26 protein-coding genes are annotated in these 22,210 nt (G+C 67.8%); 7 read left to right on the forward strand and 19 right to left on the reverse strand.

The genetic code is table 11. The features are described from left to right. Window positions 1-9: 9 nt before the first annotated feature. Window positions 10-696, forward strand: coding sequence for a GntR family transcriptional regulator (locus tag BLS74_RS30390; RefSeq protein WP_093111196.1), 687 nt, complete (start codon window positions 10-12; stop codon window positions 694-696). Here BLS74_RS30390 and BLS74_RS30395 read toward each other — a convergent pair. The 5 genes from BLS74_RS30395 to BLS74_RS30415 are packed head-to-tail and all read right to left on the reverse strand — an operon-like array spanning window position 674 to window position 4,330. Beyond that, window positions 674-2,149 (reverse strand): MFS transporter, encoded by a 1,476-nt coding sequence (locus BLS74_RS30395; RefSeq protein WP_093111198.1) that lies wholly within the window; start codon window positions 2,147-2,149, stop codon window positions 674-676. The two genes, BLS74_RS30390 and BLS74_RS30395, sit on opposite strands and share 23 nt — an antisense overlap. 50 nt (window positions 2,150-2,199) lie before the next feature. Continuing rightward, window positions 2,200-3,030 (reverse strand): urease accessory protein UreD, encoded by an 831-nt coding sequence (locus BLS74_RS30400; RefSeq protein WP_093111200.1) that lies wholly within the window; start codon window positions 3,028-3,030, stop codon window positions 2,200-2,202. A 4-nt stretch (window positions 3,031-3,034) separates the two neighbouring features. Then, a complete protein-coding gene (locus tag BLS74_RS30405; RefSeq protein ID WP_093111202.1) occupies window positions 3,035-3,556 on the reverse strand; it encodes a P-loop nucleotide/nucleoside kinase family protein in 522 nt (173 codons plus the stop codon). A 16-nt stretch (window positions 3,557-3,572) separates the two neighbouring features. Continuing rightward, window positions 3,573-3,791, reverse strand: a complete 219-nt coding sequence (locus tag BLS74_RS30410) for a SlyX family protein (RefSeq protein ID WP_093111204.1) — start codon at window positions 3,789-3,791, stop codon at window positions 3,573-3,575. A 26-nt stretch (window positions 3,792-3,817) separates the two neighbouring features. Further along, window positions 3,818-4,330, reverse strand: a complete 513-nt coding sequence (locus tag BLS74_RS30415) for a nucleoside deaminase (protein WP_093111206.1) — start codon at window positions 4,328-4,330, stop codon at window positions 3,818-3,820. 281 nt (window positions 4,331-4,611) lie between these two features. Here BLS74_RS30415 and BLS74_RS30420 point away from each other — a divergent pair, with 281 nt between their 5' ends. Further along, entirely contained in the window at window positions 4,612-5,688 is a 1,077-nt protein-coding gene (locus tag BLS74_RS30420) for an aromatic ring-hydroxylating dioxygenase subunit alpha (RefSeq protein ID WP_093111208.1), read from the forward strand. A 37-nt stretch (window positions 5,689-5,725) separates the two neighbouring features. Here the strand turns inward: BLS74_RS30420 and BLS74_RS30425 are convergent, their stop codons facing one another. Continuing rightward, window positions 5,726-5,950: an enolase C-terminal domain-like protein gene (locus BLS74_RS30425; protein WP_244504090.1), complete on the reverse strand. Its 225-nt coding sequence runs from the start codon at window positions 5,948-5,950 to the stop codon at window positions 5,726-5,728. Between the two features lie 270 nt (window positions 5,951-6,220). Between BLS74_RS30425 and BLS74_RS30430 the strand changes: the two genes are divergently transcribed. The 3 genes from BLS74_RS30430 to BLS74_RS30440 all read left to right on the forward strand — a co-directional run bounded on the left by BLS74_RS30430 (window position 6,221) and on the right by BLS74_RS30440 (window position 8,553). Next, entirely contained in the window at window positions 6,221-7,093 is an 873-nt protein-coding gene (locus tag BLS74_RS30430; protein WP_093111210.1) for a helix-turn-helix domain-containing protein, read from the forward strand. A gap of 43 nt (window positions 7,094-7,136) precedes the next feature. Further along, window positions 7,137-8,033 (forward strand): SDR family NAD(P)-dependent oxidoreductase, encoded by an 897-nt coding sequence (locus BLS74_RS30435; RefSeq protein ID WP_093111212.1) that lies wholly within the window; start codon window positions 7,137-7,139, stop codon window positions 8,031-8,033. Window positions 8,034-8,154: 121 nt separating this feature from the next. Further along, window positions 8,155-8,553 (forward strand): OsmC family protein, encoded by a 399-nt coding sequence (locus BLS74_RS30440; protein WP_093111214.1) that lies wholly within the window; start codon window positions 8,155-8,157, stop codon window positions 8,551-8,553. Here BLS74_RS30440 and BLS74_RS30445 read toward each other — a convergent pair whose 3' ends face one another. The 6 genes from BLS74_RS30445 to BLS74_RS30470 all read right to left on the reverse strand — a co-directional run bounded on the left by BLS74_RS30445 (window position 8,554) and on the right by BLS74_RS30470 (window position 12,383). Then, window positions 8,554-8,868 carry an EthD family reductase gene (locus tag BLS74_RS30445; protein ID WP_093111216.1) on the reverse strand — a complete coding sequence of 105 codons (315 nt, stop codon included), beginning with the start codon at window positions 8,866-8,868 and terminating at the stop codon, window positions 8,554-8,556. It lies immediately after the preceding gene. 72 nt (window positions 8,869-8,940) lie between these two features. Continuing rightward, a complete protein-coding gene (locus BLS74_RS30450; RefSeq protein ID WP_093111218.1) occupies window positions 8,941-9,912 on the reverse strand; it encodes an isopenicillin N synthase family dioxygenase in 972 nt (323 codons plus the stop codon). A 19-nt stretch (window positions 9,913-9,931) separates the two neighbouring features. Beyond that, window positions 9,932-10,960, reverse strand: coding sequence for an ABC transporter substrate-binding protein (locus BLS74_RS30455; protein ID WP_093111219.1), 1,029 nt, complete (start codon window positions 10,958-10,960; stop codon window positions 9,932-9,934). Window positions 10,961-11,100: 140 nt separating this feature from the next. Then, on the reverse strand, window positions 11,101-11,565 hold the full coding sequence (locus BLS74_RS30460; protein WP_093111221.1) for a YeeE/YedE family protein: 465 nt from the start codon (window positions 11,563-11,565) through the stop codon (window positions 11,101-11,103). Window positions 11,566-11,568: 3 nt separating this feature from the next. Then, a complete protein-coding gene (locus BLS74_RS30465; protein WP_093111223.1) occupies window positions 11,569-12,000 on the reverse strand; it encodes a YeeE/YedE family protein in 432 nt (143 codons plus the stop codon). Next, on the reverse strand, window positions 11,997-12,383 hold the full coding sequence (locus BLS74_RS30470) for an ArsR/SmtB family transcription factor (protein ID WP_093111225.1): 387 nt from the start codon (window positions 12,381-12,383) through the stop codon (window positions 11,997-11,999). The genes BLS74_RS30465 and BLS74_RS30470 overlap by 4 nt, the downstream gene beginning before the upstream one ends. A 74-nt stretch (window positions 12,384-12,457) precedes the next feature. Between BLS74_RS30470 and BLS74_RS30475 the strand changes: the two genes are divergently transcribed. Next, a complete protein-coding gene (locus tag BLS74_RS30475; protein WP_093111227.1) occupies window positions 12,458-13,336 on the forward strand; it encodes an MBL fold metallo-hydrolase in 879 nt (292 codons plus the stop codon). A gap of 29 nt (window positions 13,337-13,365) precedes the next feature. Here the strand turns inward: BLS74_RS30475 and BLS74_RS30480 are convergent, their stop codons facing one another. The 5 genes from BLS74_RS30480 to BLS74_RS30500 all read right to left on the reverse strand — a co-directional run bounded on the left by BLS74_RS30480 (window position 13,366) and on the right by BLS74_RS30500 (window position 18,963). Beyond that, complete coding sequence (locus BLS74_RS30480) at window positions 13,366-13,848, reverse strand: nucleoside deaminase (protein ID WP_093111229.1); 483 nt, start codon at window positions 13,846-13,848, stop codon at window positions 13,366-13,368. Continuing rightward, window positions 13,845-14,615, reverse strand: coding sequence for an ABC transporter permease (locus BLS74_RS30485; RefSeq protein WP_093111231.1), 771 nt, complete (start codon window positions 14,613-14,615; stop codon window positions 13,845-13,847). Before BLS74_RS30485 ends, BLS74_RS30480 begins: the two co-directional genes overlap by 4 nt. After that, a complete protein-coding gene (locus tag BLS74_RS30490) occupies window positions 14,612-15,454 on the reverse strand; it encodes an ABC transporter ATP-binding protein (protein WP_093111233.1) in 843 nt (280 codons plus the stop codon). Before BLS74_RS30490 ends, BLS74_RS30485 begins: the two co-directional genes overlap by 4 nt. Beyond that, on the reverse strand, window positions 15,454-16,485 hold the full coding sequence (locus BLS74_RS30495) for an ABC transporter substrate-binding protein (RefSeq protein ID WP_093111235.1): 1,032 nt from the start codon (window positions 16,483-16,485) through the stop codon (window positions 15,454-15,456). The genes BLS74_RS30490 and BLS74_RS30495 overlap by 1 nt, the downstream gene beginning before the upstream one ends. 177 nt (window positions 16,486-16,662) lie before the next feature. Further along, a complete protein-coding gene (locus tag BLS74_RS30500) occupies window positions 16,663-18,963 on the reverse strand; it encodes an NADP-dependent malic enzyme (RefSeq protein ID WP_093111237.1) in 2,301 nt (766 codons plus the stop codon). Window positions 18,964-19,144: 181 nt separating this feature from the next. On the opposite strand from BLS74_RS30500, the gene BLS74_RS30505 reads away from it, so the two are divergent. Then, window positions 19,145-20,488 carry an NAD(P)/FAD-dependent oxidoreductase gene (locus tag BLS74_RS30505; protein ID WP_244504091.1) on the forward strand — a complete coding sequence of 448 codons (1,344 nt, stop codon included), beginning with the start codon at window positions 19,145-19,147 and terminating at the stop codon, window positions 20,486-20,488. 4 nt (window positions 20,489-20,492) lie between these two features. On the opposite strand, the gene BLS74_RS30510 is transcribed toward BLS74_RS30505, so the two are convergent. Together BLS74_RS30510 and hyi are read right to left on the reverse strand one after the other, a co-directional pair. Continuing rightward, a complete protein-coding gene (locus BLS74_RS30510) occupies window positions 20,493-21,392 on the reverse strand; it encodes a 2-hydroxy-3-oxopropionate reductase (RefSeq protein WP_093111241.1) in 900 nt (299 codons plus the stop codon). Between the two features lie 26 nt (window positions 21,393-21,418). Further along, complete coding sequence (hyi, locus tag BLS74_RS30515; protein WP_093111243.1) at window positions 21,419-22,198, reverse strand: hydroxypyruvate isomerase; 780 nt, start codon at window positions 22,196-22,198, stop codon at window positions 21,419-21,421. Window positions 22,199-22,210: the final 12 nt, after the last annotated feature.

Below are 22,210 nucleotides of genomic sequence, written 5' to 3' on the forward strand. Positions count from 1 at the left end.
TCCCCTCGCATGCCAAGCCTCCCCAGTCCGGCGCAACCCGCCACCATCACGATCGCACCGCTCGAGGTGCGCTCCGCCAGCCTTGCCGAGCAGGCCTACGAACGGTTGCGCACGCTGATACTTGACCGCCAGATCTCGGCCGGCAGCCCGCTGCAGGAAGCGCGCCTGGCTGAAGACCTGCGCATCTCGCGCACGCCGATGCGCGAAGCGCTGGTGCGCCTGGCCGGGGAGGGCCTGCTGGTGCGGCGCGACGCGCGCTCCTATGCCGTGCGCGCGCTGGGCACCAAGGAATACTTCGACTGCATGCGCGCGCGCGAGGTGATCGAGTGCGAGGCCATCGCGCTCGCCGTCGGCAAGATCACGGATGCGGAGATCGACACGCTCGAGGCGGACATCCGGGAACTCGACAGCGGCGAGCACAACGAAACCGAGCACTGGCACTTCGACGACCGCTTCCATCTTCTGATCGCCACCGCCAGCGGCAACGTGGTGTTCCCGCGGCTGGTGGAGGAACTGCGCGTGAATGCGCGGCTGTTCCGCCTGCACAGTCCGCTGCACCGGCAGCGCGAGAACCACGACGAGCACGGCGAGATCGTCCGCGCGCTGCGCGCCCGGGATCCGGAGCGGGCGAGGGCGGCGATGCGCGAGCACCTGCGCAGCTTGCAGGAAGACGTCAAGCGCGCTCTTGTCGAGTGATGGCGGAGGCGTCGCCGTCCGTATGCAATCCGAGCGGCGGCGCCACGTCCTCGAGCGGCCTGCGCTCCGCATCCACCGCCCAGCGCAGCGCGAGCAGTCCGGCCACGATGACCAGCGCGGCGCCGATCGCATAGCCGATGGCCACGGCGCCGCGGTTGCCGGTTTCGATCAAGGCGCCGAACAGCACCGGCGCCACGAAGCCGCCGGCCCCGGTGCCCACGGCATAGAAGATCGCGATCGCGATCGCGCGCATCTCCAGCGGAAACACCTCGCTCACCGTGAGGTAGGCCGAGCTGGCCGCGGCCGATGCGAGAAAGAACACCGCCGACCAGCACAGCGCCTGGCTGCGCGCATCGAGCCAGCCCTGCATGAAGGCCCAGCCGGTCAGCGCCAGGCCCACGCCCGAGAGCACGTAGGTCAGCGCGATCATGCGGCGCCGGCCCACGTGGTCGAACAGCGGACCCAGGAGCAGCGGCCCCAGCACGTTGCCGAGCGCGAACGGAAAGATGTAGAGCGCCACCTTGCCCTCGGCCACGCCGTGGAAGCGCGTCAGCACCAGCGCGTAGGTGAAGAAGATCGCGTTGTAGAAGAAGGCCTGCGAAATCATCAGCGCCAGCGCCACCATGCTGCGCTGCGGGTAGCGCGAGAGCAGCACCTGCGCGACCTCGCGCCAGCCGGGGCTCGCGCGGTCGCCATAGTGCACCCGGCCGGGAGCCGAAGGCAGTGCGCCCTGCTGCGCAACGATCTCGGCCTCGATGCCCGCAACGATGAGCTCGGCCTCTTCGGCCCGGCCATGCGCCATCAGCCAGCGCGGGCTCTCGGGCACGTTGCGCCGCACCAGCAGGATCGCCACGGCCAGCAGCGCGCCGAGCCCGAAGCCCGCGCGCCAGCCCCACACGGGGCCCAGCACCCCCGGATCGAGCAGCCACAGGCTCAACCCGGCGCCGAGCGCCGCGCCGACCCAGAAGCTGCCGTTGATGGCCAGGTTCACGCGCCCGCGCACGCGCGCCGGGATCAGCTCGTCGATGGCCGAATTGATGGCCGCGTACTCGCCGCCGATGCCCAGGCCGGTGAGAAAGCGGCACAGCGCGAAGAAGGCGAAGTCGGGCGAGAAGGCGGTCGCCAGCGTGGCCAGCGCATAGACCGCCAGCGTGATCAGGAACAGCTTCTTGCGGCCCAGGCGGTCGGTGAGCCTGCCGAAGAGCAGCGCGCCGATCACCGCGCCGCCGACGTAGAGCGAGCCCGACCAGCCGATCTGCGCCGCGCTCAAGCCCAGCGTGTCGGGCCGCTCCAGCACGCCGCCGATCGAGCCCACCAGCGTGACCTCGAGACCGTCGAGCACCCAGGCCACGCCGAGCGCGATCACCACGCGCCAGTGCCAGCGCGACCAGGGCAGGCGGTCGAGGCGGGCCGGGATGTCGGTGCCGGCCGGGGTCGTGCTTTGTTGTTGCATCGCCCGGCAGTCTAGGCAGACCCGCCGCGCCGCCTCGTCGGACGAGGCCCCTACATCGCCCAGATGCGCGGCGGCGTACCCGTCATGTGCCAGAGCTCGGCCCGCCATGCCTTCCACACCTGCCGCAGCAGCTGCATGGCCGGCTCGACCACCGGTGCGAGCGCGCGCAGCACGATGATTTCGGCATGCGGGCTGGTCGCGCCGGCGCTCTCGCGCAGGCCGTGCGCATCGATCAGCGCGCGCGCGACCTCGAGCGCCGCGTCGCGCCGCGCGCGCGCGATCGGCGAGCCCGCGACGAAGAAGATCGAGGCGAGGCAGCGGTGTCCGGCCAGGCCGATTGGGCTTTGCAGCAGGCGCGTGTCCGCGGCATCGATGCGCCCGCGTTCCAGCCACACGCCCGGCACCTCGATGTGCTGCTGCAGGCTGCCGAGCTCGAAGGGCTTGCCGGCGCCGGGCAGGCCCAACGCCGTCACGTCCCAGCCGATCAGCTCGGCGCCCTCGGCTGCGCGCAGTGTCAGCCGATTCTCGGCGCGGCAGCCGCTGTAGCAGATGGCTTCGAGCGGCAGCCATTCGAGCCGCGCGCCAGCCTCGAGCGTGAGCTCGGTGCGCTGCAGCGCCAGCTCGCCTTCGGAGCGGTAGAAGCGCGTGGCGCCCGGCGTGGTGATGAGGCCGTGGCTGCCCGCCGCGGCGCGCACCGCGATGTCCAGTGTGTCGCCGCCGACCAGCCCGCCGGGCGGATGCACCAGCACGTTGTGGCAGACGGCGTCGCCCTCGGGGTAGAGGCTTTGCAGGATGCGCAGCGGGCCTTCATGGCGAAAGCGGGCGACGCTGCGCTGGTTTTCTAGGTTGTAGGCGAGGGCTAGTCGCGCGTGCCATGGCATGGGGCTAGTGTAGGGATGCGGATCGGACGCGATCCATCGCGTCGACCACCGCGTCCACCGCGCGCTGCGGGCTCAGCAGTGCGGTATCGATGATCAGGTGGTCCCTGGTCCAGGGTACATAGTCGTGCCTCGTCACCGACGACCATGTCGGCAGGGCCAGTCCGTCGATGTCGCCGATGCGGCCTTCGACGCGGCGCCGATGCTCGTTCGCGTCCGAGCAGATCACTTCGACCTCGACCAGCGCCACTCCGACCTCGCGCGCCACCGACTGCCAGGCCGCGCGCGTGATCGGCAGCGGGTTGACGCAGTCGGCGACCACCATCCGGCCCAGCTCGAGATTCGATCTGGCGAGTGAATAGGCCACCATGTAGCCGGCCGGGCCGATGTCCGCGGCCAGCATCTTCGAATCCCTGATGGCCTGCTCGATCGCATCGATCCGCAGGTAGGCGGCCTGGCACCGGCGCACGAGCTCGCGTGCGATGGTCGACTTACCGACCCCCGGCAATCCCCCGAATACGACCAGCATCGGTTCTCCGTCGCCTTCAGTAGTGAGGCGGCAGCTCGTCGCGCAGGTTGCGCGTCGCGCCGGCTCCGGGGTCGGGACTCTGCTGCCGAAGCTGTGTGACCTGAAGGGCCAGGCTGTCGATCTGCTGCTGTTGTCTGTAGATGGCCAGGTTCAACTGGTCCAGCAGGTCTTCGGTGAAACTGGCCTTGATCTCCAGTTCGTTGAGGCGGCGTTCTGTGTCGTGCGGGCTTTGCATGGCGCTATTGGACAGCAAGAGCAGGCTCAGTCCTTCCACGCCCCCACGTGCGCCGCAATGGCTTCGTCGAGCAGCGCCGGGCCGATGCATTCGATGGGATGCGACGAGGCTTGGAACACATCGCGGCACGAGAGCTCGGCATCGCGCTGCTCGGGGCGCTCGCCGCGGAACATGCGCAGCCGCTCGGCGTCGATGCCGAACACCACGCGGCCGATGTTGGACCAGAAGATCGCGCCGGCGCACATCACGCAGGGTTCGGCGGACGAATAGAGGGTGGCGCCCGCCAGCTCTTCGCGCGACAGCCCGCGCTCGCCGAGCGCGCGCACGGCATTGGTTTCGGCATGGCCGGTGACGTCGCCGGTCTCGGCCGTGTTGCAGTAGGCCTCGGCCAGCACCTCGCCGGTGGCCGACACCACGATGGCGCCGAAGGGCCGGTTGCCGCGGCGACGTGCTGCATGCGACCAGACGATGGCCTTGCGCAGGTAGCGGCCGTCGCGCTCGTCGAGTTCGATTTCGCTGGAAAGGGAAAGGGGGCTCATGCTGGGATGTTAGGGCCTGTTAACGCCATTTTCGACCCCGCAAATAGCGTTAACAGGCCCTCGTGCGATGCACTGCGGCGGTGCGCGCACTGTGAAATGCTTAATGGTTTGGTATGACAAATGCATGACGCATGCCAGCGTCTGCGAGACAATCCGGGCGCGCAACTTGCAATGAGATCTGCGCAGAGTAGAAGCGTTCAGTCCGGCGTCCTGATTTCGACGGGAGCCGCGGCGGGAAATTGCTCTTTCATGTGTTCCCACGCAACCGAAGGAGTTCTTTCATGCTCGTCACGCAGCAACCCGTTTTCCGCAAGTTCTGGCATGCCGTCATGCCGCTGGCCGATCTGCAGCAGGGGCCCAGGCCCTTCACGCTGCTGGGCGAGAACATCGTTCTTTTTCTCGATGCAAAAGGCCAGCCCGCCGCTTTGCGCGACCGCTGCTGCCACCGCACCGCCCGGTTGTCGAAGGGCTGGTGCGTCGATGCCGAAGGCAAGGCCTGCGCCCAGGGCGCCATCCAGTGCGGCTACCACGGCTGGACCTACGACCGCAGCGGCCAGGTGATCCGCATCCCGCAGTACGAGGCCGAGCGCAGGATCTCGCCCGAATATCGGACCACGGCCTACCACTGCACGGCGCGCTACGGCTATGCCTGGGTCGCGCTGGAAGACCCCATCGCGGAGATCCCGCAGATTCCCGAGTTCGACGACCCTGGCTACCGCACCATCTTCCAGTTCCACGAAGAGTGGCAGACCAGCCCGATGCGCGCGCTCGAGAACTCCTTCGACAACTCGCACTTCAGCTTCGTGCACCGCGCGACGTTCGGGGTGGCCGCGAGTCCGAAGCCGAGCAAGTACGAGCTGGTCGAGAACGAGAGCGGCTTCCATGCCGAGACCGTGATCGAGGCGACCAACCCGGCCAAGTTCCACGCCATCAGCGGCGTCGTCGACCCGATCACCACGCGCCACATGCGCAACGCCTACTTCCTGCCCTTCTCGCGCCGGCTCGACATCGAATATCCCTCGGGCATCCGACACATCATCATCAACTGCTTCACGCCCATCGACGATGGTCGCATGCAGCTGTGCCAATGGCTGTTTCGCAACGACACCGAGGCCGACTGCGCGGCGCAGATGCTGATCGACTTCGACGCGGAGATCACGCGCGAGGACAAGGACATCCTCGAATCGACCGACCCTGATGCGCTGGTCGACACGCGCCGCCGCGGTGTCGAGTACTCGATGGAGTCCGACCGGCCCGGCATGCTGATCCGCAAGCACTTGATGCAGCTGCTCGCGAAGCATGGCGAATCGGAGGTGCACCGCGGGATGCGCGTCGAGCCGCTGGTGCGAGCGGCCTGAGGTTTGCTGTCTGCCGACCGGTGGCACCCGCCGGCCGTCAATGCAGCCGGTAGTCGCGGATCACTTCAGCGCTCGGCTCGATGCCGAGCCCGGGGCCCTGAGGCACGGCCATCATCCCGTTCTTCGGAACGATGGCGTCGCCACAGAGCTGCGCTTCCAGATCGAAGAAACGCCACTCGACCAACGCATTGGCGCCGCCCAGCGCTGCGCTGCCGTGAATGCCGGCCAGAAGCCCGGGCCCGTCGTAGAACGCGTGCACCATGACCGTCGTGTTGTTCGCATTCGCCAGCGCGAAGACCTTGCGCAGTTCGTGATTCCGCCCATCTTGGCTGAATCGCCTCGATGTGCTGAATCTTCATTCAAAGCGCTCCTGAAGGCGGTGGCCGCCGCTTTGGCGGCCGGCCATCGATGTCATCCCTTGGGGAGAACGAGTCTACGGCGTTCTCGACCGCAGCCCGTGCCGGAAGTGCTACAAACTGCCCGGATCGACCGGTTCGCCGCGCGCCCGCGCGGAGCCGATGGATTCACCCCCATGAGCGAGCGCCTCTATCTCCGCCTCGACGACGACCCCTTGCACGGGCCGGAAGCGAGCGCTCCCGCCGGCACGCTGCAGTCCTTCGACGTGGCCGCGCCGCTGCGCCGGCACGTTTCGCACATCCTCCTGTGCCGCGAGACCATTCCCGAGGGGCACGAGGTGTTGGAGCGCGTGCTGCCCGACGGCGCGGTGCGCCTCATCTTCAACCTGGGCGATGCGCCGTCGGCGAGCGAGGGCGCTGGCGAGCCCGTCGAGGCGATAGGCGCATCCACGGCGCCGGCCATGGTGCGCCTGCGCAGCAGGATCGAAGGCCTGTGCGTCACGCTGCGCCCCGGCGCGGCGGCGGCCCTGCTGGGCATGCCGGCCGGCGAGATCGGCGGCACGGCCGTGCATCTGGACGCGTTGTGGCGTGGCGCGGGTGCCGAGCTGCTGGAGCGCATCGCCGAGGCGCGCGACGATGCCGCGCGGGTCGCGCTGCTCGGCGCCGCGCTGCAACGCCGCCTGCTCGCGAGCGAGGTATCGCCGCAGCTTTCGGCCGCCATGCATGCGGCGCAGCGCATCGCCGCTTCGGGCGGCCGGCTTCCGCTGCGCGAAGTGGCCGCCGCGCTGGGCATCGGCGAGCGTCGATTGCAGCAGCTCTTCCACGAACACGTGGGACTTTCGCCGCGCGCCTGGAGCCGGCTGGCGCGGCTTCACGCCTGCCTGCGCGCGCTTCGCCAACAGCAGACGCCGGCCTGGGCGGAGCTCGCGCTCGATGGCGGCTTCTACGATCAATCGCATTTGGTGAACGAGTTCCGGGCGCTCTGCGGCATCACGCCGACCGAGTTCCTCGGCCACCGCATTTCGGGTTCTTCCAAGACGGCGGCTTGAGTCCGCACTACCGTAGGCCCTAAAGCCAACGAAAGGAGAACGAATGCAGGACAAGAACACGGACCGGCCACTGAAGGGACGCGTCGCCATCGTGACGGGTGCCAGCCGGGGCGCCGGGCGCGGCATCGCCGTCGAGCTGGGCGCCGCCGGGGCCACGGTGTACGTCACCGGGCGCAGCACGCGGGCGCAACCCGCCGACACCTACGGAGACATCCTCGCGCTGTCGGGGCTCGCCGCGGTGCCGGGCAGCATCGATGCGACGGCCGAGGAGGTCACGGCAGGCGGCGGCCACGGCATCGCGGTGCGATGCGATCACACGCGCGAAGACGAGGTGGCGAAGCTGTTCGCACAGGTGCAGCGCGATGAAGGCACGCTCGACCTGCTCGTGAACAACGCCTGGGGCGGCCACGAGACCTTCAACGGCGTATTCGAGGCGCCCTTCTGGGAGCACTCGCTCGCGCAATGGGATTCGATGTTCGACCGCGGCGTGCGCAACCACCTGCTGGCCAGCCGCTTTGCCGCGCCGATGATGGTCGGCCAGGGCCGGGGGCTGATCGTGACCACCACCTTCTGGGACCGCGATCGCTACCTGCGCGGCAATCTCTTCTACGACCTGGCAAAAGCCGCGATGAGCCGCCTGGCCTTCGGCATGGCGCAGGAGCTGCGCCCGCACGGCGTCGCTTCGCTGGCCGTGTCGCCAGGCTGGATGCGCACCGAATTCGTCCTGACCGGGCACAAGACCGACGAGGCGCATTGGACCGAGCGCCCGGCACTGGCGCGTACCGAGTCGCCGCGCTACCTGGGCCGCGCGGTGGCCGCGCTGGCGGGCGACCCGAAGGTGCTGGACAAGAGCGGCGCGGTGCACCGCGTGGCGGACCTGGCGCGCGAATACGGCTTCACCGACATCGACGGCCGCCAGGTCGAGGCTTTCGAGATGTAGGGCCTGTTAACAGGCCCTCAGCGACTACCATCGGGCGCTGTCACCAGCAGGGGCGCCCGATGGCAACGCCTGGATTCACAGGCGGCGCCGGCCGAATCTCTCACCCTTCAAAGGAAATTCCATGAGCATCACGGTCCGCCGCGACGGCACCACCGGCACCCGCCACATCCTCAAGGTTCGTGCCCACGAGATCGCGGTCGACACCTCGCCCGATGCAGGCGGCACCGACGCGGGCCCCTCGCCGCACGACCTCTACGATTCCGCGCTGGCCGCCTGCAAGGCGCTGACCGTGCTGGTCTATGCCCAGCACAAGGGCATTCCGGTGGAAGACATCGAAGTCGTGGTGAACCGCGACGACAGCGAGGAACGCAAAGGCGTCTACAGGCTCGACTCCACCCTGCGCGTCACCGGCCCGCTCAGCGACGAACAGCGCGCCTCGCTGCTGCGGGTGGCGGGCAAGTGCCCGCTGCATCGGCTGATGACCGAGGTCAAGACGGAGATCGAGACGCGGCTGGTGTGATCAGCCCACCACCACCTCGCTGATCTGCATCACCGGCTTCAGGTCGGTGTAGTTCCGGATGTCGCCAAGGATCTCCTTGGCGTGCGGGCCGAAGGCCGTCTGGAAAGCCTCCGCCGAGTCGCAGAAGATGTGGCAAGACGCGACATAGGTGGGCGGTTCGCCAGGTGCCCCGCCGGCCAGCCCTTTGTCGATCGTGTAGGACTTGCAGGCGTCGCCCATCCTGCTCTTGAGCAGCGGCATGTGCTTGTCGCGGTAGTAGTCGTGGTCGAATCGCGCTCCGGGCGTATGGGGGTACATCACGCTGACCTTGATCATTGCTTATCTCCTTGTTGGGGGGCCGCCAGCATAGGAGAAGGCGCAGCGGGAAACAACCGGCCGTATGGCCGGCTATGCAACCGCCGCGCCGGATTTCAGTCCGTAGGTCTTGCGGTACATCTCGCGCAGGTGCTCCCCGGCCGTGCACGGGGCGTAGCGCGGCGCCTCGCCGGCTGGTACCGTGCCCGGCACAGCTTCGATGCGTGCGAAGTAGTCGGGCTCGTAGAAGAAGGGGATCGAATAGCGCGGCGCGCCGCCCGAATGCAGGTTGCGCACGCGGTGCGGGTTGGAGTGGTAGAGGCCGTTGGTCCAGCGCGGGACCATGTCGCCGAGGTTGACGACGAAGCAGCCCTCGATGGGTGTCGCGGGCACCCAGCTGCCGTCGGGCATGCAGACTTCCAGGCCGCCGTGCGCGTCCTGCGCAAGGATCGTGACGGCGCCCCAGTCGGTGTGCGTGCCGGCGCCGAAGGTGCGCTCGTCGGCATCGGCCGGATGGGCGGGGTAGCGGATCATGCGCAGCGTGAGCATCGGGCTTTCGCTGCTCGCGTCGAAGTAGCCCTCGGGCAGGCCCAGCGACAGCGCCATGAGCTGCATGAGTCGCGTCGCGAGTGCGAGCATCGTGCGGATGTAGCGCTCGCACTGCGCCGGCGCATCGGGCAGTTCGCTCGGCCACTGGTTGTGGCCGTAGGTCTGGTAGCCGGCTCGCACGTAGGGGTGTTCGTCGGGATAGGCCATCCCGCAATAGAAGCTCTCCTTCAGGTCGGGGCGAGCCTCGGCGTCGAGCGTCTGCGCGCCGATATTCTCGAAGCCGCGCATCGTTGGCGAGTGCTGCATCGACAACGCCTCCCGTGTCTCCTCCGGAAGCGCCATCAGCCGGTGCGCGACGTCGAACTGGCGTGCCACGAGCTCGGCGTCGACGCCATGGTTGCGCACATAGAAGAAGCCGGAGGCCATGGCGGCGGCGCGCAGTTGCGCAGCGGCCTCCGCGCTGCGCGCGCCGCCGGGCGCCAGCGCGTGCTGCAGGTCGATGACGGGGATCGCCACGGCGCGCCCTTGTATCTCGTCAGGCCTTGAGCTTGCGGTCTGCCGCCAGCGGCAGGAAGCGCTCGGTCCAGAGGTCCGCGACCGCCGGGCTGCTCTTCAGGCCGAAGGCGCCCACCGTCTCGTCGATCGTGGCCTGCAGCCGCGCGGTCGTGGCGGCGCCCCAGCCGTTGCTGCGCGTGTCGGGTGTCTTCATGGTGCCGTCGACGATCAGCTTCAGGCGCTCGAACTCGATCTCCTCGTTGGCGAGCGGCTCGCGCGTCTTGATGGCGCCGGCGCCGGCCTTCGGGTCGGCGATCGCCTCGATCCAGCCGCGCGTCGATGCCTTGACGAAAGCCTTCATGGTATCGCCCTGTTCCTGCATGCTCTTCGCGTTGGCCACCAGGCCGTTGCCATAGGACTTCATGCCGTGATCGGAAAAGCGGAACACGGTGATCTGCTCCGGCCCCATGCCGCGGGCCTTGAGGTTGAGCAGGCCGGTGAAGAAGAAGTAGGCCGAGGCGTCGAAGTCGCCCTTGACGAAGCGCGTGTCGCCGATGTCGGGCGCGACGTTCTCCCACTTGACGCCCGAGGGGTCGAAGCCCTGGGCCTTGGCGAAGGCGGGAAAGAGCTTGCGCGAGGCGTTGAAGGGCTGGCCCAGGATGCTCTTGCCGGCCAGGTCGGCCGGCTTGGCGATCGGGCCGCCCTTGCGCACCAGGATCGCGTTGGGATTCAGGTCGTACTGGATCGCGACGGCCTTGAGCCCGGCAGTGGGGTTGTTCACGTTGAACTCGATCATCGTCGCGAGGTCGGCCGAGGCGCAGTCGTAGGCGCCGCTGCCGACCAGGCTGATCGCCGACGCCGAGCCGTTGCCGGTGTCGATCGCCACCTCGAGACCCACATCCTTGTAGTAGCCGCGCTGCTGCGCGAGCAGGAAGCCGGCACCGGAAGCCTCGACCTTCCAGCCGAGGTTGAACTTGAACTTCTGGAGCGAGCCCTGGGCGCGTACGAAGGGCGCGGCGGTGACGAGGGCGCTGGCGCCGGCGGCGCGCAGAAGAGAACGACGTTGCATGGATGAAAACTCCGTGGGCGGTTGGAAACAGGACACCGGAGGCAGCGCTGGCGTGCGCTGCCTTCGGAGCAATTTCCGGCCGACACGCCGCAGAAGCCGCACCGTCGTTGGGCGTCTTCACGGCGAAACGGTGAACGCTTCTACTCCGCGGAGTCTGGTGCAGGTTCCGTGCCAGTAGCGCTCGAGCGCCTGCGGCGGCGGCCCTCGACCAGACTGAATGCGAGCATCCCGGCCAGCATGGCCGCCACGAAGATCAGCGCCTGCGCACTGCCGCCGGCCGCGCTCACGAGCGCCGGTCCCGGGCAGAAGCCGGCCAGACCCCAGCCGGCGCCGAAGGCCAGGCTGCCGAGCAGGAGCCGCCGGTCGATGCGGGTGGCGGCGGGCAGTTGCATCGCTTGCCCAAGCCAACTCCGGCGGCGCCGTTTCGCCAGCGCGAAGGCGCCCGCGCCGACCGCGACCGCACCGCCCATCACGAGGGCGAGCGACGGATCCCAGCTGCCCGCAAGATCGAGGAAGCCGAGCACCTTCGCCGGGTCGGTCATGCCCGAGAGGATCAGGCCCAGGCCGAACAGAAGTCCGGCCAGCGCTGCGCTTGCATTCAACATCGTTCAGGCTCCCAGCAGGTGACGCACGAGGTAGACGGTTGCGAAGCCCGCGCCCATGAAGGCGGCCGTGGCCACCAGCGAACGCGGCGAGCCACGCGACAGGCCGCAGACGCCGTGGCCGCTGGTGCAACCGCTCGCGTAGCGCGTACCGACGCCGACCAGCAGCCCGGCCGCGATCAGCACCGGCGTGCTCGCGGCGATGGCGACCGGCGGCAGTGCGCCTGCGAGCTGCCAGACCCACGGTGCCGCCAGCAAGCCGGCGACGAAAGCCAGCCGCCAGCCCCGACCGCCGCCTCGTTGCAGCAGGCCCCCGACGATGCCGCTGATGCCGGCGATGCGGCCGTTGAGCAGCAGGAACAGCGCGGCCGCGAGTCCGATCAACAGGCCGCCGGCCAGGGCGCTCCACGGCGTGAAGTGGGGCCAGTCGATGCTCATCGCGACTTCGCCGCGGTCCTGCGCGCGGGCGCCTTCTTCGTGCGGGCGGGCTCGGCGCAGAAGATGCCGTAGAGCGTTTGCATCACTGCCATGACCTCTGCGCTGGCGAGGCTGTAGTAGACGAACTTGCCCTCGCGGCGCGCGGTCAGCAGCCCCTCGTCGCGCAGCACGCCGAGCTGCTGCGACAGCGAGGGCTGCACGATGCCGGAGAGCGCCTGCAGCTCGCCGACGTTGCGCTCGCCGCCGATCAGCTGGCACAGCAGCAGCAGGCGCGTCTCGTTCGCCATGGCCCTGAGCAGCGAACAGGCCTCGGTGGCGGCCGAATGCAACTGCGCCATCGCCTCGGTGGATGGCGGCGCGGGGAGGACGGAGTCGAATTCCATGCCTACACTTTATTGAAAAACATAATGTATATCAATAGAATGTCAAAATATAGAATGTTGGAGCGATGCATCCCATGGACGCGCAGGTACAGGCCTTTTTCGACGACGACACGTCGACCATCACCTACGTGGTGTTCGAGGCCGATGGTGGCGAATGCGCCGTCGTCGACCCGGTGCTCGACTACGACCCCGGGTCCGGCCGCACCTCCACCGTGTCGGCCGACCGGGTGATCGCCTTCGTGCAGGCCCATGGCCTGAAGCTGTCGTGGCTGCTGGAGACACATGCCCATGCCGACCACCTGTCGGCGGCGCCCTATCTGCGTCAGCGACTCGGCGGCACCATCGCCATCGGCGGGGCGATCCGCGCCGTGCAGGGTGTGTTCAAGACCGTGTTCAACCTCGAACCCGAATTCCGGCTCGATGGCTCGCAGTTCGGCCACCTGTTCGCGCCCGACGAGGTGTTCCATGTCGGCCGCCTGCGCATGAAGGCCCTGCATGTGCCGGGCCACACGCCGGCCGACATGGCCTACGTGCTGGAGAGCGAGGCGGGGGAGACCCGGCTCGCTTTCGTCGGCGACACCTTGTTCATGCCCGACGTGGGCAGTGCGCGCTGCGACTTTCCGGGCGGCGACGCCCGGGCGCTGTACCGCTCGGTGCAGAAGCTGCTGGCCTTGCCGGCGCAGACCCGTCTTTTCATGTGCCACGACTATCCGCCCGACGGGCGCGCACCGAACTGGGAGACCACGGTGGCAGCGCAGCGCGAGAAGAACATCCATCTGCACGACGGCGTCGACGAAGAGGCCTTCGTCGCCATGCGCGAGAAGCGCGATGCCACCCTGGCCATGCCGGCGCTGATCCTGCCCGCGATCCAGGTCAACATCCGAGCCGGCGAGCTGCCGCCGTCGGAATCCAATGGCGTGCGCTACCTGAAGATTCCGGTGAACACGTTGTAGTGCGGCGGCCGGTTCATTTGGCCGGCGGCTCAGGCGCCCCGGCTTTGCCAGAAGCCTCGGTGCGTGGCGATCATCTCGTCGGCCACTTCCGGTACCGGCCCAATGACCTCGATCTGCTTCTGCCCGCGCGCGAAGACTTCGCGGCAGGGCAGCGAGAGCGTCGGGTTCTCGGGGTGGTCGCCGGTCAGCGCGAGCAGCGCGCTTTCTTCGGCGCCGTAGACCACGCGGCCGATATGGGCCCAGTAGATGGTGCCGGCGCACATCGCGCAGGGTTCGAAGGTCGTGACCAGCGTGCACTGCGCGAGGTACTCGGCGGGGTAGTTGAGCGAGGCGTTTCGCGCCAGCGTGGCCTCGGCGTGCTGCACGGTGTCGATGTTGCCCTGCTCGGCCAACACCGTTTCGCCGTCCGGCGCGACGAGCACCGCGCCGAAGGGATGGCGGCCCATGGCCATCGCGCGCCGCGCGACCTCGTCGGCGCGGCGCAGAGCCTTGACGATCTGCTCAGGGGTCATTCGTTTTGAGAGCCTCGATGCGCCCAGCCGGTCGTGTGCTTCTCGATCGCACTGAAGAGCTCGTACATCCCCATCGCCATCGCGCCCACCACCATCAGGCCCGCGAAGGCCAGGCCCATCTGCATGGCCGAGCCGGCCGAGATCAGCAGGTAGCCGATGCCTTCGTTGGCGGCCGTCATCTCGCTCACCGTGGTGCCGACGAAAGCCAGCGTGATCGCGACCTTGAGCGAGCCGTAGAAGTAGGGCATGGAGCGCGGCAGGCCTATCTTGACGAGCACGTCCCAGCGCTTGGCGCCCAGCACGCGCAGCACGTCCTCGAGCTCGGGCTCGAGCGTGGCCAGGCCGGTCGCGATGTTGACCATGATCGGAAAGAAGCTGATCAAGAAGGCCGTGAGGATCGCCGGCCCGATGCCGATGCCGAACCACACCACGAGGATGGGCACGAAGGCCGCCTTGGGCAGCGCGTTGAAGGCGGTCATCAGCGGATATACCGCCGCGTAGGCCAGGCGCGAGCTGCCGATCACGAAGCCCAGCAGCACGCCGACCACGATCGCCAGGCCGAAGCCCGCCATCGTGACCCAGAAGGTGCGCCAGGCGTGGCCCGCGATGATTTCCTTGAACTCCCAGAACTGGGTCCAGATGCGCCACGGGCTCGGGAAGATGAAATCCGAGACGCCGAAGCCCGCGCAGATGATCTGCCACAGCACGAGCACCGCGACCAGCAGCAGCCAGGGCGACCAGCGTTCGATTTGTTTGCCGTTCTTCATGCCGGGCTCGCTGCGGCGGCGGCTGCGATGGCATTGCTTCGGATGGCACCGATGTGGCCGCGAAGCTCCAGCACGATGTCGGTGAATTCCTTGGTGTAGGTCAGTTCCAGCTCGCGCGGCCGCGGCAGCTCGATCTGGCGCTTGACCACGAAGCGGCCCGGGCTCTTGCTCATCACGTAGACCGTGTCGGCCAGGAACACCGATTCGCGCAGGTCGTGCGTGACCAGGATCACGTTGAACTGCTGCTCGGTCCAGAGGTCGCGCAGGATGCACCAGAGCTCCTCGCGCGTGAAGGCGTCGAGCGCGCCGAAGGGCTCGTCGAGCAGCAGCATCTTGGGCTCGTGGATCAGCGCGCGGCAGATGCTGGCGCGCTGCTGCATGCCGCCCGAGAGCTGCCACGGGAACTTGTCTTCATAGCCGGCGAGGCCCACCTTCTGCAAGAGCTTGCGCGCGCGCTCCACGTATTCGCGGCGCTTGGCCTTGAAGGTGGAGCGGTAGGGCTCGACGATCTCCAGCGGCAAGAGCACGTTGTCGACCGTGGTGCGCCAGGGCAAGAGCGAGGGCGCCTGGAAGGCCATGCCCGAGATCTTGAGCGGGCCGTTCACGGGCTGGCCGTCGATGCGGATCTTGCCCATCGAGGGCATCTTCAGGCCTGTGGTGAGCTTCATGAAGGTGGACTTGCCGCAGCCCGAGGGCCCGACGATGGCGATGAACTCGCCGCGCTTCACCTTCAGGTCGATGGCCTCGACCGCGAAGTGGTTGGCGGCGAGCAGCTCCTCGTTGTAGGCGAGCCAGACGTCCTGGAAGTCGACGAAGGGCGTGGTCTCCGCGACCGCCATCACTTCTTCAGGATGTTCAGTTCGGCCGTAGGGGGCAGCAGCGCGGCGGTCCACACCGCGTCGGGGCTCACGCGCGTCTTGGTGTTGAAGGCGTCTGACACCTGCGAGGCCATCAGCGAGAGCCGGCCCGCGTTCACCGCGCCGAAGCCTTCGGCGCGCGCGTCGGGGCTGTTGATCACGGTGTCGATCGCCAGCTTGAGGCGGCGCGTCTCGAGCGCGCTGTCGATGATGCCGTCGCGCTTCTTGACCGATTCGATGGCCACGGTCGGATTGGCGATCACTTCCTTCGCGCCCTTGGCGAAGGCCGAGAGGAAGGCCTTGACCGCCGCCGGGTTCTCCTTGATCAGCTTGGGCGAGGCGATGATCACGTTGCCGTAGAGCTTCACGCCGTAGTCGGGGTAGGGCAGCACCACGATATCGGCCGCCTTGGCGCCGCGCGCCTCGAGGTTGAGCAGCGAGGTGAAGGTGAAGCCGGTGATGGCGTCGATGTCGCCGCGGATCAGCATGGTCTCGCGCAGCGTCGGGTCCATCGCGGTCCAGTTGACCGCGCCGATGTTGTTGGCCTTGGCGAAGATCGGGAAGGCGCGGCGGCCGGCGTCGAACACGGGCGCGCCGAGCTTCTTGCCGGCCAGGTCGGCCGGCTTGGCGATGCCGCTCTTCTTGAGCGCCATGACCGAGGCCGGCGTGTTGTTGTAGACCATCATCACCGCGACCGGCTTGTTCGGGCTGTCGGGGTTGTTGGCATGGAACTCCATCAGCGCGGCCAGGTCGGCGAAGCCCATGTCGTAGGCGCCCGAGGCCACCCGCGTGACCGTGCCGCCCGAACCGTTGCCGGCGTCGATCGTCACGTCGAGCTTGGCATCCTTGAAGTAGCCCTTGGCGGCCGGATGGAGGAACAGCGCCGCCGGACCTTCGAAGCGCCAGTCGAGCTGGAACTTGATCGGCGTGAGCGCTTGGGCGTGGGCGGTGACTAGGCCGAAGCTGAGCGCCGAAGTGGCAAGAAAGGTCTGGAGCAGTTGGCGCTTGTTCATGGGAGTCCGTGAAAGGTGATGCACGGGATTCAAGCAAAAACGGTGCCGGCACGCACTTGGTGCGAACCCTCCCGATGAGCCAATGGGGTGCATGGCCGATGGCCATTGCCACTCGGAGCGGGCGTGAAAACGCCCCGTCGCATGCACTGCGGCGGGGCGTCGATCGTGGTGCGCTGCCTACTTGGACGAGGTGGCGTTGGCCACGGCGAGCGCCGTCATGTTGAGCACGCGGCGCACGGTGGCCGAGGGGGTCAGGATGTGGGCCGAGCCGGCCGCGCCCATCAGGATCGGACCCACCGTCACGCCGTTGCCGCCGGTCATCTTCAGCACGTTGAACAGGATGTTGGCGGCATCGAGGTTCGGGCAGATCAGCAGGTTGGCCTCGCCGTTCAGCGAGGTCTCCGGCAAGGCGTTGTGCCGCACCGTGTCCGACAGCGCGGCATCGCCGTGCATCTCGCCGTCGCATTCGATGTCGGGCGCCATCTTGGCGAACAGGTCGCGCGCCACCCGCATCTTGCGCGCCGAAGCGCGCTCGGAGGAGCCGAAGTTGGAGTGCGACAGGAAGGCCACCTTGGGCGGCAGGCCGAAACGGCGCACTTCCTCGGCCGCCATGACCGCGATCTCGGCCAGCGTCTCGGCGCTTGGGTCTTCGTGCACGTTGGTGTCGGCGATGAAGAGGGTGTACTTCTCGAGCGTGAGCGCGTTGAGGGTGGCGAAGCCCGGGGCGCCGCGCTTCAGGCCCAGCACGTTGTGCAGGATGCGCAGGTGGCTGTCGAAGCGGCCCACCAGGCCGCACAGCATCGCGTCGGCGTCGCCCAGCTGGACCATCAGCGAGCCGATGGTGGTGTTGGAGCGCCGCACCATCGCCTTCGAGGCCTCGGGCGTGATGCCGCGCCGGCCCATGATCCGGTGGTAGGCCTCCCAGTAGGTGCGGAAGCGCGGGTCGTCCTCGGGGTCGACCACGTCCACGTCCACGCCGGGCTTGATGCGCAGGCCGGCCTTCTTGATGCGCGTCTCGATCACCGCCGGGCGCCCGATCAGGATGGGCTTGGCCAGGCCTTCGTCCACCGCCAGTTGCGCGGCGCGCAGCACGCGGTCGTCCTCGCCCTCGCAGTAGGCCACGCGCTTGGCGCTCGCGAGCTTGGCGGCGCTGAACACCGGGCGCATGAACATGCCAGTCTGGTAGACGAAGCGTGCCAGGTTCTGGCGGTAGGCCTCGAGATCCTCGATCGGGCGCGCGGCCACGCCCGAGGCGGCCGCGGCCTTTGCCACCGCCGGCGCGATGCGCAGGATCAGGCGCGAGTCGAAGGGCTTGGGGATGATGTAGTCGGGGCCGAAGGCGAGCTCCTGGCCCGCATAGGCGGTGGCCACCTCCTCGCTGATGTCGGCCTTGGTGAGGTCGGCGATCTCGTGCACGCAGGCCAGCTTCATTTCTTCCGTGATCTTGCTTGCGCCGCAGTCGAGCGCGCCGCGGAAGATGTAGGGGAAGCAGAGGACGTTGTTGACCTGGTTCGGATAGTCCGAGCGGCCGGTCGCGATGATGCAGTCGGGGCGGACTGCCTTGGCGAGCTCGGGCCGGATCTCGGGCTCGGGATTGGCCAGCGCCAGGATGATCGGCTGGCTGCCCATGCTCTTGACCATGTCCTGCGTGACCACGCCGGGCGCCGAGCAGCCGAGGAACACGTCGGCGTTCTTCATCACGTCGGCCAGCGTGCGCGCGCCGGTGTCCTTCTGCGCGTAGCGCGATTTCGAGTCGTCGAAGCCGCCCGGGCGGCCGATGTAGATCAGGCCCTTGGAGTCGACCGCGTAGATGTTGGCCGCTTTCGCACCGAGGCCGATCATCACGTCCAGGCAGGCGATCGCGGCGGCGCCGGCGCCCGAGACGGCGATTTTCACTTCCTCGATCTTCTTGCCGACCAGTTCGAGCCCGTTGATCAGCGCCGCTGCCGAGATGATGGCCGTGCCGTGCTGGTCGTCGTGGAACACCGGGATGTTCATGCGCTCGCGCAGCTTCTTCTCGATGTAGAAGCACTCGGGCGCCTTGATGTCCTCGAGGTTGATGCCGCCCAGCGTGGGCTCGAGCGCGGCGATGATCTCGACCAGCTTGTCGGGGTCGGTTTCGGCGAGTTCGATGTCGAACACGTCGATGCCGGCGAACTTCTTGAACAGGCAGCCCTTGCCTTCCATCACCGGCTTGGCGGCCAGCGGGCCGATGTTGCCCAGGCCCAGCACCGCGGTGCCGTTGGTGACCACGCCGACCAGGTTGCCGCGCGAGGTGTATTCGGCCGCCTTCGACGGGTCGGCCTCGATGTCGAGGCAGGGGTAGGCGACGCCCGGCGAGTAGGCCAGCGAGAGGTCGCGCTGGTTCAGCAGCGGTTTGGTCGGCGAGATGGAAATCTTGCCCCGGACGGGGCTGCGGTGGTATTCGCGGGCGGCTTCGCGCAATGCTTCTTCTGCCGGTGACAGGGTGTCGGCCATGAAAAATCTCCTTGTTTCTGACGACCAATGAGGCTACTCCAAAAGCGCGTGCCCTTCGTGTAGTGGGAACCACGAGGGGGCCATGGCGCGATCGCTACACTCGGGCCGCATTCGCGCTCCAACCGAGCACATAACCACGACCGAGGGCCCGCCATTCATGGCAGTTCAGCAATTCACAACCATGGATCCAGATGCCGTCGTCATCGGCGGCGGGCCTGCCGGCTCGACGGTCGCCGCACTGCTCGCGGACAAGGGCCACGACGTGGTGCTTCTCGAAAAGGCACATCACCCGCGCTTTCACATCGGTGAATCGCTGTTGCCGATGAACATGCCGCTCTTCGACCGGCTGGGCGTGCGCAGCGAGGTCGAAGCCATCGGCATCGCCAAGCACGGCGCCGAGTTCGTCTCGCCCTGGCACGACCACACCAGCCTGTTCTTCTTCGGCGAGGCGATGGACAAGTCCTTTCCGTACGCCGTGCACGTGCGCCGTTCGGAGTTCGACGAGCTGCTGTTCCGCCACGCCGCCAAGCGCGGCGCGCGCACCTTCGAAGGCCACAAGGTCACGCAGGTCGACATGGACGCCGGCAAGGGCAGCGACGGCCGTGCGCTGGTGATGGTGAAAGCCGAAGACGGCACCGAGACCGCCTGGCGCCCGCGTTTCGTGATCGATGCCAGCGGACGCGACACCGTGCTGTCGAACCGCTTCGACGCCAAGCAGCGCAACCGCAGGCACGCGAGCGCCGCGCTGTTCGGCCACTTCGCGAACGCCCGGCGTACGCCCGGCCGCTACGAAGGCAACATCACGCTGTTCTGGTTCGACCACGGCTGGTTCTGGTTCATCCCCTTGCTCGATGGCACCACCAGCGTGGGCGCGGTCGCCTCGCCGGCCTACTTCAAGCAGCGCAAGGGCGATCTCACCAGCTTCCTGATGGAAACCATCGCGCTCGCGCCCAAGCTGGCCGAGCGGTTGAAGGATGCCACCCTGATCGAGGGCGCGACGACCACCGGCAACTATGCCTACGACTCGAAGTTCTGCCGCGGCGACCGCTTTGCCATGATCGGCGACGCCTATGCCTTCGTCGACCCGATGTTTTCGTCCGGCGTCTACCTGGCGATGAACAGCGCCTTCGAGAGCGCCACGGCCGTCGATCACTGGCTCAGGGGCGAGGCGAGCCAGGCGGAGCGGGCCTTCCGCCGCTTCGAGAAGGTCATGAAGCACGGGCCCCGGATGTTCTCGTGGTTCATCTACCGCATCACCTCGCCGGCCATCCGCCGGCTCTTCATGCAGCCGGAGAACAACGTCTGGCGCATGCGGGAAGCGCTGCTGTCGATCCTGGCGGGCGACCTGTTCCGCGGCACGCCGGTCGGCCCGCGGCTGCTGGGCTTCAAGGTGATCTACTACCTCTCGTGCATCACGATCCTGCCGCAGGCCTTCAAGACCTGGGCCTGGCGGCGCCGGAACCTGAAGGAGGCGCTGGCAGCCGCTGGTCAGAACCCGGCGGAGAACCTCAACATTCGCGGCTGATCGCTCAGTCCGGCTGAACCGGATGCTGCGCCAGCGCTTCCAGAGCCTTCACCAGTGCCGAATGGTCGGACTGGCCATGGCCCAGGGCGGCGCAGGCGTTCATCAGTTGCGCAGCACCCGCCGTCTGCGGCAGCGCCACGCCCAGAGAACGTGCGCTCTGCATCGCAAGGCTCAGGTCCTTCTGGTGCAGCGCGATGCGGAAGCCCGGCGCGAAGGTGCGCTTGATCATGCGCTCGCCGTGCACTTCGAGGATGCGCGAGGACGCGAAGCCGCCCATCAGCGCCTGCCGCACCTTGGCCGGGTCGGCGCCGGCCTTGCTGGCGAACACCAGCGCCTCGCCGACGGCCGCGATGTTGAGCGCCACGATGATCTGGTTGGCCACCTTGCAGACCTGGCCGTCGCCCGCGCCGCCGACCAGCGTGACGTTCTTGCCCATCTTCTCGAGCAGCGGCCGCACGCGGCCGAAGGTGCCCTCGTCGCCGCCGCACATGATGGTCAGGCTGGCCGCCTTGGCACCCACTTCGCCGCCCGAGACCGGCGCGTCGATGTAGCCGCAGCCGAGGTCGACGATTTTCTGCGCGAAGCCCTTGGTCGCGATCGGATCGATGGAGCTGCAGTCGACCACCGTCTTGCCCTTGGTCAGTGCGCCCGCGACGCCGTTCTCGCCGAACAGCACTTTCTCCACGTCGGGTGTGTCCGGCACCATGATGAAGACGATGTCGGTCTGCTTCGTCACCTCGGCCGCCGAGGCGCATACCGTGGCCTTGGAAACGAAGAGCTCAGGCACCGGGCCTTGGGTGTTGACGAAGAGCTGGTGGCCGGCGTCGAGCAGGTGGCCGGCCATGGGCGCGCCCATGATGCCGAGGCCGATGAAACCGATCTTCTGGGGTGCCGTGTTGGACATTCGCTGAGTTCCTTGTCTGTGTGTATTTATTGCGTGAGGGCGGTGCGCCAGCCGAGGCCGTTGACGGTGTCGCTCTTCGGCTTGTATTCGCAGCCGATCCAGCCCGTGTAGCCGGCGGCATCGATGTGCTTGAAGAGCCACGGGTAGTTGATCTCGCCGGTGCCGGGCTCGCCGCGGCCCGGGTTGTCGGCCAGCTGGATGTGGCCGATCTTGGCCATGTTCTTCGCGATCGTCGCGCCCAGTTCGCCTTCCATGCGCTGCGCGTGGTAGATGTCGTACTGCAGCAGCAGGTTGGCCGAGCCGACTTCCTCGATCAGCGCCAGCGCCTGGTCGGTGCGGGTCAGGAAGAAGCCGGGAATGTCGAAGTGGTTGATCGGCTCGATCAGCAGCATGATGCCGGCCGCCTGCAGCTCGCGGGCCGCGAAGCGCAGGTTCTCGACCGCCACCTTGTTCGCCTCAGCCGGGCCCACGCCCTGCGGCAGCTTGCCCAGCAGGCAGTTGAGCTTGGGGCAGCCCAGCGCCGTTGCGTAGTCGATCGCCATGCCCACGCCTTCGCGGAACTCGCTCACCCGGTCGGGATGGCAGCCGATGCCGCGCTCGCCGCCGTCCCAGTTGCCGGCGGGCAGGTTGTGCAGCACCTGCTGCAGGCCGTTGGCACGCAGGGCGGCGGTCAGTTCCTTCTTGTCGTAGGCATAGGGGAACAGGTATTCGACCGCCTTGAAGCCGGCCTTGGCGGCGGCCTCGAAGCGTTCCATGAATGGCAACTCGGTGAAGAGCATCGTGAGATTCGCTGCGAATCGGGGCATCTGTGTTGTCTC

This window comes from Variovorax sp. CF079, assembly GCF_900101545.1.
GTDB lineage: Bacteria > Pseudomonadota > Gammaproteobacteria > Burkholderiales > Burkholderiaceae_C > Variovorax.